At 69.4% G+C, this 14,145-nt stretch carries 12 protein-coding genes; 3 read left to right on the forward strand and 9 right to left on the reverse strand.

All coding sequences use genetic code 11. From position 1 onward, the window contains the following. Positions 1-27 precede the first annotated feature (27 nt). Positions 28-666, forward strand: a complete 639-nt coding sequence (locus tag OG984_RS19635) for a permease prefix domain 1-containing protein (protein ID WP_328527880.1) — start codon at positions 28-30, stop codon at positions 664-666. A 146-nt stretch (positions 667-812) separates the two neighbouring features. On the opposite strand, the gene OG984_RS19640 is transcribed toward OG984_RS19635, so the two are convergent. The 4 genes from OG984_RS19640 to OG984_RS19655 are packed head-to-tail and all read right to left on the reverse strand — an operon-like array spanning position 813 to position 5,653. Then, a complete protein-coding gene (locus tag OG984_RS19640) occupies positions 813-2,663 on the reverse strand; it encodes a DEAD/DEAH box helicase (RefSeq protein WP_328527881.1) in 1,851 nt (616 codons plus the stop codon). 59 nt (positions 2,664-2,722) lie between these two features. Continuing rightward, a complete protein-coding gene (locus OG984_RS19645) occupies positions 2,723-3,529 on the reverse strand; it encodes an MOSC domain-containing protein (protein WP_328527882.1) in 807 nt (268 codons plus the stop codon). A gap of 22 nt (positions 3,530-3,551) precedes the next feature. Then, on the reverse strand, positions 3,552-5,375 hold the full coding sequence (glmS, locus tag OG984_RS19650) for a glutamine--fructose-6-phosphate transaminase (isomerizing) (protein ID WP_328527883.1): 1,824 nt from the start codon (positions 5,373-5,375) through the stop codon (positions 3,552-3,554). 14 nt (positions 5,376-5,389) lie between these two features. Beyond that, positions 5,390-5,653, reverse strand: a complete 264-nt coding sequence (locus OG984_RS19655; RefSeq protein WP_328527884.1) for a hypothetical protein — start codon at positions 5,651-5,653, stop codon at positions 5,390-5,392. 534 nt (positions 5,654-6,187) lie between these two features. On the opposite strand from OG984_RS19655, the gene OG984_RS19660 reads away from it, so the two are divergent. Then, positions 6,188-6,793: a YceI family protein gene (locus tag OG984_RS19660; RefSeq protein ID WP_328527885.1), complete on the forward strand. Its 606-nt coding sequence runs from the start codon at positions 6,188-6,190 to the stop codon at positions 6,791-6,793. Between the two features lie 276 nt (positions 6,794-7,069). Here OG984_RS19660 and OG984_RS19665 read toward each other — a convergent pair whose 3' ends face one another. The 3 genes from OG984_RS19665 to OG984_RS19675 all read right to left on the reverse strand — a co-directional run bounded on the left by OG984_RS19665 (position 7,070) and on the right by OG984_RS19675 (position 9,968). Then, positions 7,070-7,555 (reverse strand): hypothetical protein, encoded by a 486-nt coding sequence (locus OG984_RS19665; protein ID WP_328527886.1) that lies wholly within the window; start codon positions 7,553-7,555, stop codon positions 7,070-7,072. 521 nt (positions 7,556-8,076) lie between these two features. Next, the gene (gene mctP / locus OG984_RS19670) at positions 8,077-9,717 is read right to left on the reverse strand and encodes a monocarboxylate uptake permease MctP (RefSeq protein ID WP_328527887.1); all 1,641 of its coding nucleotides are present in this window, start codon (positions 9,715-9,717) and stop codon (positions 8,077-8,079) included. Beyond that, positions 9,714-9,968 (reverse strand): DUF3311 domain-containing protein, encoded by a 255-nt coding sequence (locus OG984_RS19675; RefSeq protein WP_328527888.1) that lies wholly within the window; start codon positions 9,966-9,968, stop codon positions 9,714-9,716. The genes mctP and OG984_RS19675 overlap by 4 nt, the downstream gene beginning before the upstream one ends. 197 nt (positions 9,969-10,165) lie before the next feature. On the opposite strand from OG984_RS19675, the gene OG984_RS19680 reads away from it, so the two are divergent. Further along, entirely contained in the window at positions 10,166-11,488 is a 1,323-nt protein-coding gene (locus OG984_RS19680; protein WP_328527889.1) for an exo-beta-N-acetylmuramidase NamZ family protein, read from the forward strand. A gap of 114 nt (positions 11,489-11,602) precedes the next feature. Here OG984_RS19680 and eda read toward each other — a convergent pair whose 3' ends face one another. Both eda and edd read right to left on the reverse strand, forming a co-directional pair. Then, complete coding sequence (gene eda / locus OG984_RS19685; protein ID WP_328527890.1) at positions 11,603-12,232, reverse strand: bifunctional 4-hydroxy-2-oxoglutarate aldolase/2-dehydro-3-deoxy-phosphogluconate aldolase; 630 nt, start codon at positions 12,230-12,232, stop codon at positions 11,603-11,605. Then, positions 12,225-14,108: a phosphogluconate dehydratase gene (gene edd / locus OG984_RS19690; RefSeq protein ID WP_328527891.1), complete on the reverse strand. Its 1,884-nt coding sequence runs from the start codon at positions 14,106-14,108 to the stop codon at positions 12,225-12,227. Before edd ends, eda begins: the two co-directional genes overlap by 8 nt. Positions 14,109-14,145 lie beyond the last annotated feature (37 nt).

Raw genomic sequence — 14,145 nt, forward strand, 5'->3', positions numbered from 1 at the left:
ACACCGCCGGCGGCAGAAGATGGGCGCATGAGCGCCGTCGACGTCTACCTTGCGGACCTGCGCGCCGCGATTCCCGGCCCGAGCTGGACCCGGCGAGACCTCCTGCGTGAGGCCGGAGACCATCTCGAGGACGCGACCGACGCCTACACCGCGGCGGGCTACACCACCGCCGAGGCCGAGGCTCTGGCGCTGCGCGACTTCGGTTCCGTCGACGACGTCGCTCCCGGCTTCCGCGACACCGTCGCGATCGATGCCGCCCGGCGTACGGCCATCCTGCTCGTCCTCGTCATGATCCCGCAGGCGTTCCTGTGGGACGGCGGGATCGACCTCGGCGCGAGCGCCCACTCGGCCGCCCCCGACAGCGGCCTGTTCCACGTGCTCGACATCGTCATCGGGTACGTCGGCACCGCAGGCGCCGTCGGCGCGGTCATCGCCCTGGCGGTGACCGCGATCGGTCAGCGCTGGCTGCAGGTGGGGCGACGTACGGCCCGCCTCACCGCATCCTGGTCGCTGGCCACCGCCATGGTCGTACCGATCATCGGTTTCACCATGCTCGTCCTGACCGGCGGCCTCACCGTGATCCTGGCACTCAGTGCGCTCGCCTTCATGGCCGCGCCGTTCGCGCTGGTCGCCCTCTCAGCTCAGCGCACCCTCGCCGCCTGCTGAAAACACGCGTGCCGCCAACGCTCGGGCTTGCTCGCCGGCGCGTCCCTGACGCCACTTGCGTCACAGTGTTCAGGCAATGCCTGCACTTCTCAGGCGTTGCATTGCCTGAGAAGTGCAGGGATACCCGGTTAACCGGGTATCCAACGTCAGTCGAACTTGCGCTTCTGCCGCGGCTTGCGGGGGCGGTCGCCGGAGTCGAGCGCACCGCGACGCGGTCCCCCCTGGCTACGGTCGAAGCGACCACCCGAGCGACGCACGGGGCCGCCGCCGGAGTCCTCGGAGAGCTCGATGAGCTTGCCGGAGATGCGGGTCGACTCGAGCGCCTTCCAGGTCTCGGGGGCCAGGTCGGCGGGGAGCTCGACCAGCGAGAAGTCGTTGCGGATGGAGATGTTGCCGAAGTCGGCGCGGCGCAGGCCACCCTCGTTGGCGATGGCGCCGACGATCTGGCGCGGCTCGACGCGGTGACGCTTGCCCACCTGGATCTTGTACGTCGCCAGCGGCTGCCCGTTGCCACGCGACCGCGACGTCTCCCGACGCTCACCGCCTCGCTCGCCGCCCCGGTCGTCGCGGTCGCGACGGCCCCGGCGCTCCTCGTAGGCAGGCTTCTCGGGCTCCGGCTCGAGAAGCAGCGGCTCCTCGCCGTGGAGGACGGCCGCCAGAGCGGCGGCGACGTCGACCTCGGGGACGTCGTGCTCGTCGACGTAGTGGCGCACCACGTCGCGGAAGAACTCGATCTTCTCGCCCTCCTGGAGCGCGGCGGTGATGCCGTCGTCGAAGCGGGAGAGGCGGGTCGCGTTGACCTCGTCGACCGAGGGCAGCTGCATCTGCACCGGCTGGGCCTTGGTGTGCTTCTCGATCGCGCGCAGCAGCCACCGCTCGCGCGGGGTGACGAACGAGATGGCGTCACCGGTGCGGCCGGCACGGCCGGTGCGGCCGATGCGGTGGACGTAGGCCTCGACGTCGGTCGGCAGGTCGTAGTTGACGACGTGCGAGATCCGCTCGACGTCGAGACCGCGGGCCGCGACGTCGGTCGCGACCAGGATGTCGAGCGAGCCGTCCTTGAGCTGGTTGACGGTCTTCTCGCGCTGGGCCTGGGCGATGTCGCCGTTGATCGCGGTCGCGGCGAAGCCACGCGCGCGCAGCTTCTCGGCCAGCGACTCGGTCTCGGACTTGGTGCGCGTGAAGACGATCATGCCCTCGAAGTTCTCGACCTCGAGGATGCGGGTGAGCGCGTCGACCTTCTGCGGGTAGGACACCATCAGGTAGCGCTGGCTGATGTTGGTGTTGGTCTGCGTCTTCGCCTTGACCGAGATCTCCTCAGCGTCGCGCAGGTACTTCTTCGACAACCGGCGGATCTGGGCCGGCATGGTCGCCGAGAAGAGCGCGACCTGCTTGTCCTCGGGGGTCTCGGCGAGGATCGTCTCGACGTCCTCCGCGAAGCCCATGTTGAGCATCTCGTCGGCCTCGTCGAGCACCAGGAACCGCAGCTGGGACAGGTCCAGCGTGCCCTTCTCCAGGTGGTCCATGATCCGGCCGGGCGTGCCGACGACGACGTGGACGCCGCGGCGCAGAGCGGTCAGCTGCGGGCCGTAGCCCTGGCCGCCGTAGACCGGCAGGATGCGTACGCCGTCGAGGTTGGACGCGTAGCGCTCGAACGCCTCGCACACCTGCAGCGCGAGCTCACGCGTCGGGGCGAGCACCAACGCCTGCGGCGCGTTCTGGTAGACGTCGAGGTTGGAGAGCACCGGCAGCGCGAACGCGGCGGTCTTCCCGGTGCCGGTCTGCGCGAGGCCGACGACGTCGCGGCCCTGGAGCAGGGTGGGGATGGTGGCGGCCTGGATGGCGCTCGGGGTCTCGTAGCCGAGGGCCTTCACGGCCTCGAGGACGCCCGCGGACAGACCGAGTGAGTCGAAGGTCGGACCCTGATCTGCCTCCACGATCGGCTCCTCGGTCGCGGGAGTGGTGGATACGGCAGAATCAGCGTCGGTGCTCACCATCCAACGGTAGGCCCTTATAGCACGATCTCGACATTCCTCGGCGCGGTGGTCCCCGTCACTCAGAAGACGATGACCTCGTCGCCGACCGCGATCTCACCGGGATGGACGACGCCGAGGTGCACCGCCGCCCAGACCTTGCCGTCCCACTTCCGATGGACCGCGAGCGTACGCAGCGGGTCCTTGCCCTTCTCCAGCGTCACCGGATCGATCGTGGTCATCACGCAGCGCGGGACCGCCGAGACCACCCGGAACCGGACCGGTCCGATGCCGATCTCCTTCCACCCGTCCTCCGCGAACGCCTCCTCGGCACCCTCGACCAGGAGACTGGGCCGGAACCGCTGCGCGGTGACCGTCACCTCGCTCCAGGCGTCGATCGCGGCGACCGAGGCGTCGGTGATCAGCGAGACCGCAGAGTCGTCCTGGAAGGCGGCGTGGTCGGAGGCGGTGAACCCGTCCCCGGAGTCGAGCACTCTCCGGAACGGGTCGTGGCACCACACCAGCGACAGGTCGTCGCGGCCGAGGACGCAGCGCAGCCACGCGTCGGCCTCCGGACCGGCCGGGCGGACACGCATCTTCGGACGGTTGAACATCTGGACGTCGCGTACGCCCTCGCTCGGGAGCGCCAGCTCGATCGCCTCGTGCCCGGGCGCGCTCAGCCGCAGATCGGCGGTCCCGCCCGTCGCCGGGGTGTCGGCGACGACGGCGAAGAGCTCGCGGACCTCCCGCGCCGAGACGAGCCTCCCCTCACCGTCGACGACCATCCACTCGCGGTCCCCGACGAGCCCGGCCCTGCCGACGTACGCTTCCTGCACCGGCCTGATCGCCGTCGACTTCACCGGATGGAGATTGATACCCGCCAGACGCATGCGCCGATTGAACCGCTCCTGGCTACTCAACGGTTACCGATTTTGCGAGATTGCGGGGCTTGTCGACGTCGTGACCGAGGGCTTTGGCGGCATGGAAGGCGATCAGCTGGAGCGGGATGGTCAGCAGGATCGGGTCGAGCTCGACCTCGTTCTTCGGTACGTCGACCCGCAGTGCGTCGAGCTCGCCGAGGTCGACGTCGGGATGGGTGACGACGACCAGCGGTCCGCGGCGGGCGCTGATCTCGTGCAAGGCGGCCACGTTGCGATCGGTCAGCTCGTCCTGAGGCACGATCGCCACCGTCGGCACGGACTCCGAGATCAGCGCGAGCGGGCCGTGCTTCAGCTCGGAGGTCTGGTAGGCCTCGGCGTGCCGGTAGGAGATCTCCTTCAGCTTCTGCGCGCCCTCGCGGGCGACCGGGTAGCCACGTACGCGACCGACGAAGAACATCGACTCCGCCTCGGCCAGCCGCGACGCGACCTCCTCGAGGTGGGACTCGCTCTTGAGGATCTCCTCGATCTGGGACGGCAGTGCCTGCAGGCCGGCGATGAGCCGCTTACCGTCGGCGATGGAGAGGTCGCGAACCCGACCGAGCTGGAGCGCCAGCAGCGAGAACGCGACGTACATGTTGGTCAGAGCCTTGGTCGAGGCGACCGCGATCTCCGGGCCGGCGTGCAGGTAGATGCCGCCGTCGACCGCCCGCGCGATCGCCGAGCCGACCACGTTGACGACGCCCAGCACCCGGCCGCCCTTGCGCTTGATCTCCTGGACGGCGAGCAGGGTGTCGATGGTCTCGCCGGACTGGGAGACGGCGACGTAGAGGGTGTCGGGCTCGATGATCGGGTTGCGGTAGCGGAACTCCGAGGCCGCCTCGGCGTCGGCGGGGATCCGGGCCAGCTCCTCGATCAGCCCCGCGCCCATCTGTCCGACGTAGTAGGCCGAGCCGCAGCCGAGGATCTTCACCCGCCGGATCGCGCGCAGCTCGCGGGGATCGAGGTTGAGCCCGCCGAGGTGGGCGGTGCCGAACCGCTCGTCGAGCCGCCCGCGGAGCGCGCGCTCGACCGAGGACGGCTGCTCGAGGATCTCGGTGAACATCCGCGGCTCGTCGGCGAGCTCGCCGTACTCGTACGCCGACGGGTCCACGTCGACCTCGCGTGCTGTGGTGGTGGTCGTCGTGAGGTCCTGGCGGAAGGTCGTGAAGCCGGTCGCGGTGACGGTCGCCAGCTCCCCGTCGTCCAGGTGGGCCACTGTCGTGGTGTGGCGCACCACCGCGGCCAGATCGGAGGCGACGTACATCTCCCCGTCGCCGACACCGACGATCAGCGGCGAGCCGTTGCGAGCCACGACCATCCGGTCGGGGAAGTCGGCGTGCACGACGGCCAGCCCCCAGGTGCCCTCCACCTGGGAGAGCGCGTCGACGACCTTGGCCTCCAAGGTGTCCGCGGCCGAGGACTCGATGAGGTGGGCGAAGACCTCGGTGTCGGTGTCGCTGACCAGCTCGACTCCTGCCTCGGTGAGGCGCTCCCGCAGCGAGGCGGCGTTGTCGACGATCCCGTTGTGGACGACCGCCACCCGACCGTCCGCGGAGACGTGCGGATGGGCGTTGGTGTCGTTGGCCGGGCCGTGGGTGGCCCACCGGGTGTGCCCGATGCCGACCTTGCCGGCGAACCGCTTCGGGAGAGCATCGACCAGGTCGCGTACGCGCCCGGCCTTCTTCACCACCTGCAGTCTGCTGCCCAGCACCGCGACGCCCGCCGAGTCGTAACCGCGGTGCTCGAGCCGCGCCAACCCCTCGGTGAGCAGGCCTGCGGCCTGCTGGGGTCCGATGTAGCCGACGATTCCGCACATGTGTCCTGTCCGTCCTATCCGTAGATGAGCCGACGCAGCTGCCGCTCGGTCAGCCGCGGCGCGGCAACGACCCGCGCCCGAAGTTCCTCGGCCAGCTGCGCGAAGATCGCGTCGTTCTTCGCGCCGTAGGTCTTCAGCTGTGCATGCCGGCGGCGTACGTAGGTCTCGACCGGTTCGTCGAAGTACGCCACCACGTCCTCCACCACTCGCGCCGCCTCCGCGGACGAGAGCCCGGTGGTCGCGACCAGGTGGTCGATCAGGGGTTGCTCGGCACTCACCCCACCAACTGTGGGGCACTTCGGCGACAACGATCAAGTTTCTGCCCGATTTCGGGCAGAAACTGGCGATTAGCCGTCAAGTGGGGAGGCGGTCACTCGATCGCGCATTCCGATGCCCCCAGGTGGAGCAAGCCGGGCCATCTTGCGGACTACTTGGACATCACGGTGGAGGTGCGGTACCTTAGGTGAACACAAGGTGAACAGGAGGTGTCTGATGAACGGAAATAAAGTGACTGGCAAGCTCGAGCTTCGCTGGCTCCCTGTCGTCGACCGCCGCGGCCGCAAGCACATGGAGGCCCGCTGGGTCGAAGTCAGTGCACCCGCGACCACCCGTCACGCTGCCTGACGACCGCTCAACGCTTCCGAGGCCCGCTCCCGACAGGGGAGCGGGCCTCGCGCGTTTAGGGATAGCGTTGTCACTGCAACCAATCTTCCGCCGTCGTCAGAAACGCGCACGAGAGCGGGAACATTGGGAGAGATTCCCCCGTTATGATGCTTGCAGTTTCAACCAATTCTTCCAGGAGCACATCCGCCATGGGCATTTTCAGCAAGAAGGACACGGCCCCCGCCGCGACCGAGTTCGACACCCCGACCGCCGCCATCGACGACATCTCGGGTGACTACACCCTCGACGTCGCCCACACCCGCCTGGGCTTCTCGGCCCGCCACGCGATGGTGACCACGGTCCGCGGCTCCTTCAAGGAGTTCGAGGGCACCGCGACGATCGACACCGCCGAGCCGGCCAAGTCCAAGGTCTCGCTCACGATCAAGGCTGACTCCGTCGACACCGGCAACGCCGACCGCGACGGCCACCTGCTCTCGGGCGACTTCTTCGAGAACGAGGCCCACCCCAACATCACCTTCGAGTCGACCGAGGTCGAGTTCGACGGCGAGACCTGGAACATCACCGGCGACCTGACCATCAAGGGCAACACCAAGTCGGTCACCGTCCCGTTCGAGCAGACCGGCTCCGCCAAGGACCCGTTCGGCAACACCCGCGTCGGCTTCGAGGGTGCCGTCGCGATCAACCGCACCGACTGGGGCCTCTCCTTCAACGCCGCCCTCGAGACCGGCGGCGTGCTCGTCTCCGAGAAGATCAAGCTCGAGTTCGACATCTCCGCGATCAAGACGGAGGCCTGAGCTCGGACGGCGCTTGCGCCGGCCGAACGCGAAGGGATCGAGCGTGACGACCGAGCGAGGTCGATCGGCGAGCTTGCTCGTCCGTTCGCGCCGAGCGAGAGAGTAAGGCGCCCGCAGGGCGCCAGCGCAGCGGCTGAGCCTGCGAAGCCGCGAAGCGGGTCGAGATCCACGCCAACAGGAGACACCGACCACCGGTCGGTGAAACCAGAACGGGGCCACCGGGTATCTCCCGGTGGCCCCGAGCGTCTCATGGACGCAACTGAGTACAACTGGTGCTCAGTACCCGTTCGGGACGTAGTAGTGCTTCTCCGCCCCGACGCGCGCCGTGCCGACGGCATCGACGGACGAGGAGTCGCCCGTCACTCCCCCGGCGAACCCCAGCTGATCCGTGCCGAGACCGACGTCGCGCCCGCTACGGAGCGGCCCGGTGTCCTTGTCATGGTGGACGACACCTCCGCCGGCCTGGTCGACAGGAGACTCGAGGTGCGCACGGCCGCTGACCACCACCGTCGTCCCGTCGGTCGTCACCGTCACCGCTGCGTCGCTCCCGGCCTGCTCTCCCGAGACCGTCACCGGACCGACCGGACCTTGATCCGGAGCCTTGATCGGCTTCGATGCGGCCATCGGCGTGGCCCGTCCGTCAGCGTGACCGACGGATTGCGAGTCGGCGCAGGCGACCCCGGCTCCGGCAGCCACGAGACCACCGGCCAAGAGGGTCGCCGCCACAGTCTTCCGAAGTGCCCCGAGGACCTTCGAGCTCATCGCGTTCTCCTGAGTTGAGTTGTACGACATGGGGATACGGGACCCCGTCAGCGCCTACACCCGGCGCCCGAGCGCACGGGGATCGCGGCGGCGCGGACGGGGTCCCGCCGGGCGGAGCGAGCGCAGTCCTGGTCGCGCTCGTAGCTCCACCCATCGGACCGGACGGATCGGCAGTCCCGAGGATCTGCCACTGTCACGCCCGGTGGTAGATCCACACAGACGACGCCCCCCGGCGCCCAATCGCCTGCATGGATCCGTTGCTCATCATCACGCTCGGTCGCGGCCTCGGGCAGGGCGTGGCGAGCCAGCACGGCCCGGCTGACACCGCGGCCTCGACTGCTCGTCGAGGCCATCACTGCCTCATTGCCCCACATGGACGCTCCCGAGATCGGTCCGGATCAGACCCTTTCGATACTTGTTACGTACTTCCGTGCATGAACGTTGCAGTTACTTCAGAAATATGAGAGAAGTCCCGCAAACACGCCACTGGGACGTGTTTGCGGGACTTTGCCCGGGATCGCTCAGCGCACTTCCGTGGTCGAGCTCAGCTCGTCGACGACACCCTCGTCACCGGCGTCGACCGAGTAGTCCGACGCCGCCGTCGCGTCCTCCCCGTCAGGCACGTCGAGAGCCCTCAGGATCGGGGTCAGGACGACGACCACGATGATGTTCAGCAGGAATGCGGTGAGGGCGATGTAGATCGGCGTCTCCGTACCGGGGAACGGCGCCAACGGTCCACCGAAGTGCTCCTGCGTGGGCGAGGAGACGCCGTAGGCGACGTACGTCCCGTACGCCATCCCGACCGCCCAGCCGGCCAGTACCGCCCAGCGGTGGAACCACCGGGTGTAGAGCCCGACGACGATCGCGGGCAGCGTCTGCAGGATCCAGACACCACCGAGCAGCTGCAGGTTGATGGCGTACGACTTCGACAGCGCCAGCACGAAGAGCAGCGCCCCGAACTTCACGATCAGGGAGACGATCTTGGCCTGCTTGGCCTCGTCCTGCGGGGTCGCGTCGGGCCTGAGGTAGGCCTTGTAGATGTTGCGCGTCCACAGGTTCGCGGCCGCGATCGACATGATCGCCGCCGGCACCAGGGCTCCGATGATGATCGCCGCGTACGCGACGCCCGCGAACCACGCCGGGAACTGATCCTCGAAGAGCTGCGGGATCGCGAGCTGCGGGTTCGGCGGGTCACCGACCATCACCCCCGCCGCGAGGGCGACGAACCCGAGCAGCGCCAGGAGCCCCAGCAGGAACGAGTACGCCGGCAGCAGCGAGGCGTTGCGACGGATCACGTTGCGGCTGCGCGTGGAGAGGACACCGGTGATCGAGTGCGGGTACATGAACAGCGCCAGCGCCGAACCGAGGGCGAGCGAGGCGTAGGCCCACTGACCGGCCGCCTGCGACGGGAAGAGCGCCTTCGGCGCCGCGTCGCCGGCGGCGATCGCGTCCGCGTTCTCGGTGTTGAAGGTGTCGAAGCTGGTCTGCACCGTCTCGAAGATGTTGCCCCAGCCACCGAGCTGCGACGGGATGTAGATGATCGCCACGATGATCACGATGTAGATCAGCGAGTCCTTCACGAACGCGATCAGTGCCGGTGCCCGCAACCCGGAGGAGTACGTGTAGGCAGCCAGCACCGCGAACGCGATGAACAGCGGCAGGTCACGGATGAACCAGTTCGAGGAGTCGCTCTGCAGGCCCATCACCTCGAGCACGACCTCCATGCCGACCAGCTGCAGGGCGATGTAGGGCATCGTGGCGAGCAGCCCGGTGAGCGCGACCGCGAGGCCGAGGGACTTGGACCCGTAGCGGCCGGTGACGAAGTCGGCCGGGGTGACGTACCCGTGCTTGTGCGAGACCGACCACAGCTTCGGCAGGAACGCGAAGATGATCGGGTAGACGAGGATCGTGTAAGGGACCGCGAAGAAACCGACGGCGGCGCCGGCGAACAGGGTCGCGGGGACCGCGATGAAGGTGTAGGCCGTGTAGAGGTCGCCGCCGATGAGGAACCAGGCCACGAACGTACCGAACCCGCGGCCGCCCAGACCCCACTCGTCGAGGTTGTCCATCGACTTCGCCCGGCGCCAGCGCGCGGCGGAGAAGCCGAGGATCGTGACCAGCAGAAAGAGGAAGGCGAAGACGGAGACCGCTACGGCGCTCACTGGCCACCCTCCTTCCACGGGCGCCCGGCGGCGGCACGGTCACGCCGGAACGCGGCCTTGGCGACGAAGTAGGCGACGGTCGTGAACAGGACCGAGCAGGGGATGAGGACGAGCTGGAACCAGAAGTAGAACGGGAATCCGGCGAGCGTCGGGTCCTCCTTCGCGTACAGCGGCACCGCGAGTGACGGGGCTGCTGCCGCGACCAGGAGGACCCCGACGAGGATCCACGAGCCCTTGGACGAGGACGGCATGGGTCACCTCCGAGATCTGTCGAAGTGGGTTGGGCGATCTGTGACCTTGGTCACATTCACCGACGGTGTCCAGCCCAAATCGACCGGCACGACGACGAACGGTCGATCTGCCGCGACGAGCGGTCGAATCGCCTGCCGCGCGACGCCTTCAGGACTAGCCTGCAAGGTGATCCTCCCCCTCGGCACAGGAGCGCCCCATGAGCACTGAACTCCCCAGGATCGACCGGCGCCGTCTGCTCGGCGCTGCCGTGGCCGGCGCCGCGGCGACTCCGCTTCTCACTGGATCGACCGGCTCGGCGAGCGCGGCGAGCCCGCCTGTCGAGCCGCTCGGACGCGGCGAGGCCGTCCGGCCGGGCGCCGACCGGGCCGCGGCCGACGGCTGGTCGGTGCTGTCCGGAGAACGGGTCGGCATCATCACCAACCCCACCGGCGTGCTGCGCAACCTGCGCAACATCGTCGACGAGATGCACGAGTCGGGCGCCGTGAGCATCGCCGGGGTGTTCGGGCCGGAGCACGGCTTCCGCGGCACGGCCCAGGCGGGCGGCTCGGAGGGGACGTTCGTCGACGAGCGCACCGGGCTTACGGTCTACGACGCCTACGGCGCGAACGTGGCGAAGATGCGGGAGCTGTTCACGACGGCCGACGTCGAGACCGTCGTCTTCGACATCCAGGACGTCGGGTCCCGGTTCTACACCTACATCTGGACGATGTGGACGGCGATGCAGGCGGCGGTCGCGACCGGCAAGCGCTTCGTGGTCCTCGACCGGCCCAACCCCGTGGGCGGGACCGCCCGCGGCCCGATGATGACGGCGGCGTACACCTCGGGCGTCGGCGCCCGCGAGGTCGTTCAGCAGCACGGGATGTCGGTCGGCGAGCTGGCCCGGTTCTTCGACGGCGAGTTCCTCGAGGAGCATGCCGGCGCCCGGCTCGACCAGCTCGACATCGTCCAGGTCTCCGGATGGAGGAGGACGACGCTGTACGCCGACACCGGGCTCGACTTCATCCTGCCGAGCCCCAACATGCCGACCCCCGACACCGCGCTGGCCTACCCCGGGACCTGCATGTTCGAGGGCACCAACCTCTCCGAGGGACGCGGCACCACCAAGCCGTTCGAGCTGATCGGGGCGCCGTTCGTCGACCACCGCTGGGCCGCGGCGCTGGAGGAGGCCGACCTGCCGGGCGTGACGTTCCGGGAGGCCTACTTCAACCCCTCGGTCAACAAGTTCGCCGGCCAGGTCTGCGGAGGTGTGCAGGTCACGATCCAGGACCGCGACCGGTTCGATCCCATCCGTGCCGGGGTCGAGATGCTGGTCACCGCGAAGGCCCTCTACCCCGAGTTCGCCTGGCGCCAGGACTCATGGGACACCGCCCGCCCGTTCTGGATCGACAAGCTCACCGGATCGACGAGGCTGCGTACGCAGATCGACGCCGGCGCCACCGGCGACGAGGTCCAGGCGGCCTGGCGCGACGAGCTGGCCGCCTTCGACGCGACCCGCCGCCAGTACCTGCTCTACCGCTAGCCCGCCGACCCGGCGCATCAGTCCCGCTAGAAACCGCCGAGTCGGCGCGTCAGTCCCGAGCAGGCGGGACAGTTGCGCCGACTCGGCGGGTTTTTCCGGGACAGTAGCGCCGGGTCAGCGAAGGGCGGCGGTGGCGGCTGCGAGCGCGGTGACGCGGTCCCAGTCGCCGGAGGCGAGCGCGTCGGCGGGGGTGAGCCAGGAGCCGCCGACGCAGCCGACGTTGCGCAGGCCGAGGTAGCTCGGGGCGGTGGCGAGCGTGATGCCACCGGTGGGGCAGAAGCGGGCGTCGGGGAGCACCGACGGCAGCGAACCGAGGAACTTGGCGCCGCCGGAGGCCTCGGCCGGGAAGAACTTCATCGCGGTGTGGCCGGTCTCGAGGACCGCGAGGGCCTCGGAGACGGTGGCGGTGCCGGGCAGGAACGGCAGCCCGGTGTCGCGCATCGCGCCGAGCAGCGTCGGGGTCGCGCCCGGCGAGACGAGGAACTGGGCCCCGGCCGCGGCGGCCTCCTTGGCGAGCAGGGGCGTCGTCACCGTGCCGGCGCCGATCAGAACCTCCGGCACCTCGGCCGCGATGGCCCGGATGGCGTCCAGCGCCACCGGCGTACGCAGCGTCAGCTCGACCACGGGCACGCCACCCTCGACGAGGGCGCGGGCCACCGGCACCGCCTGGTCGACGGCGTCGACGACGACGACCGGGATCACCGGGGAGAGATCGAGCAGGTCGGTGGACTTCAGGTCAGACATGGACGGGGCTCTCCTGGGACGATGCGGCGCTCTGCTGGATTTGAGCGAAGGGGAAAACAGAGGCGCCGGTGTCGGCAGAGCCGACGGTGGCACGGAAGGCGCTGAAGAGCTCGCGGCCGGTGCCGCGCCATTCGGCGTCGAGCGGTGCCCGGCCGGTGGTCGGGCGGTGCGCGAACTCGTCGGGGTCGACCCCGATGCTCAGGGTGCCGGCGACGGCGTCGACGGTGATCAGGTCGCCGTCCTGCACGCGGGCGAGCGGCCCGCCGAGCGCGGCCTCGGGCGTGAGGTGGATCGCGGCGGGCACCTTCCCCGACGCGCCGGACATCCGGCCGTCGGTGACGATGGCGACGTGCTGACCACGGTCCTGCATCACGCCGAGCGCCGGGGTGAGCTTGTGCAGCTCGGGCATGCCGTTGGCCGCGGGACCCTGGTAGCGGATCACCGCGACGAAGTCGCGGCCGTCGAGGCGCTTCTCGGAGAAGGCGGTGAGGAAGTCGGCCTGGTCGTCGAAGACCACGGCCGGGGCGGAGACCACCCGGTGCTCGGGCGCGACGGCGGAGGTCTTGATCACCGCGGTGCCGAGGTCGCCGGTCAGCACCCGCAGGCCACCGTCGGGCGAGAACGGGTCGTCGGCGGGGCGCAGCACGTCGAGGTCGCCGGAGACCGGCGCACCCTCGACCAGCTCGATCTCACCGTCGCGGGTGAGCCGTGACTCCTGGGTGTAGGCCGACAGCCCCGGGCCGAGGATCGTGGTGACGTCCTCGTGGAGCAGCCCCGCCTCGAGCAGGGTGCGGACCAGGAAGCTCACGCCGCCGGCGGCGTGGAAGTGGTTCACGTCGGCTGAGCCGTTGGGGTACATCCGGGTGAGCAGCGGCACGACCGGCGACAGGTCGGAGAGGTCGCCCCAGGTCAGCTGGATCCCGGCGGCACGGGCGATGGCGACCAGGTGCATCGTGTGGTTGGTCGAACCACCCGAGGCGAGCAGCGCGACGCAGGCGTTGATGATCGACTTCTCGTCGATCATCTCGCCGATACCGGGACCACCGGTGAGCGCCAGCTCGGTGGCGCGCTCGGCGGCAGCGCGGTTGAGCGCGGCGCGCAGCAGCGTGTCCGGCGAGGCGAACGAGGAGCCAGGCAGGTGCAGGCCGAGCACCTCCATCAGCAGCTGGTTGGAGTTGGCGGTGCCGTAGAAGGTGCAGGTGCCGCGGGAGTGGTAGCTGGCGGCCTCGGCCTCGAGCAGCTCCTCGCGGGTGGCCTCGCCCGCTGCGTACCGCTGGCGGACGCGGGCCTTCTCCTTGTTAGGGAGGCCGGAGGACATCGGGCCGGCAGGCACGAAGACGGTCGGCAGGTGGCCGAAGGAGAGCGCGCCGATCATCAGACCCGGCACGATCTTGTCGCACACACCGAGCATCAGCGCGGCGTCGAACATGTCGTGCGACAGGGCGATCCCGGCCGACATCGCGATCACGTCGCGGGAGAAGAGGGAGACCTGCATGCCGTCGCGGCCCTGGGTGATGCCGTCGCACATGGCGGGCACGCCGCCGGCGACCTGCGCCAGCCCGCCGGCCCGCATGACCGCGGCCTTGAGGAGCGGCGGGTAGGTCTCGTAGGGCGCGTGGGCCGAGAGCATGTCGTTGTAGGAGGTCACGATCGCGACGTTGGGCTTCGCCGCGGGGGTGATCACCTTGAGCTCGGCCTTCGTCGGCGCGGTGGAGGCCGCAAAACCGTGGGCCAGGTTGCTGCACGCGAGCCGGCCGCGGGCGGGCCCGGCGACTCGGGCGGCCGCGATGCGGGCCAGGTAGTCCGCCCGGGTGGCGGCAGAGCGCTCGATGAGACGCGCGGTGACGTCGGCGACGGTGGGGGAAACGGCAGTCACGGGTCCTCCAAAGGCTGTGTGCTTTGGCACACAATGT

Source organism: Nocardioides sp. NBC_00368 (genome assembly GCF_036090055.1).
Lineage (GTDB): Bacteria > Actinomycetota > Actinomycetes > Propionibacteriales > Nocardioidaceae > Nocardioides.

Bases quoted from the DNA above. Each gene is read 5' to 3' on its own strand.
- OG984_RS19635 (WP_328527880.1), top strand. From the start codon at position 28: ATGAGCGCCGTCGACGTCTACCTTGCGGACCTGCGCGCCGCGATTCCC.
- OG984_RS19640 (WP_328527881.1), bottom strand. From the start codon at position 2,663: ATGGTGAGCACCGACGCTGATTCTGCCGTATCCACCACTCCCGCGACC.
- OG984_RS19645 (WP_328527882.1), bottom strand. From the start codon at position 3,529: ATGCGTCTGGCGGGTATCAATCTCCATCCGGTGAAGTCGACGGCGATC.
- glmS (WP_328527883.1), bottom strand. From the start codon at position 5,375: ATGTGCGGAATCGTCGGCTACATCGGACCCCAGCAGGCCGCAGGCCTG.
- OG984_RS19660 (WP_328527885.1), top strand. From the start codon at position 6,188: ATGGGCATTTTCAGCAAGAAGGACACGGCCCCCGCCGCGACCGAGTTC.
- OG984_RS19665 (WP_328527886.1), bottom strand. From the start codon at position 7,555: ATGAGCTCGAAGGTCCTCGGGGCACTTCGGAAGACTGTGGCGGCGACC.
- OG984_RS19675 (WP_328527888.1), bottom strand. From the start codon at position 9,968: ATGCCGTCCTCGTCCAAGGGCTCGTGGATCCTCGTCGGGGTCCTCCTG.
- OG984_RS19680 (WP_328527889.1), top strand. From the start codon at position 10,166: ATGAGCACTGAACTCCCCAGGATCGACCGGCGCCGTCTGCTCGGCGCT.
- eda (WP_328527890.1), bottom strand. From the start codon at position 12,232: ATGTCTGACCTGAAGTCCACCGACCTGCTCGATCTCTCCCCGGTGATC.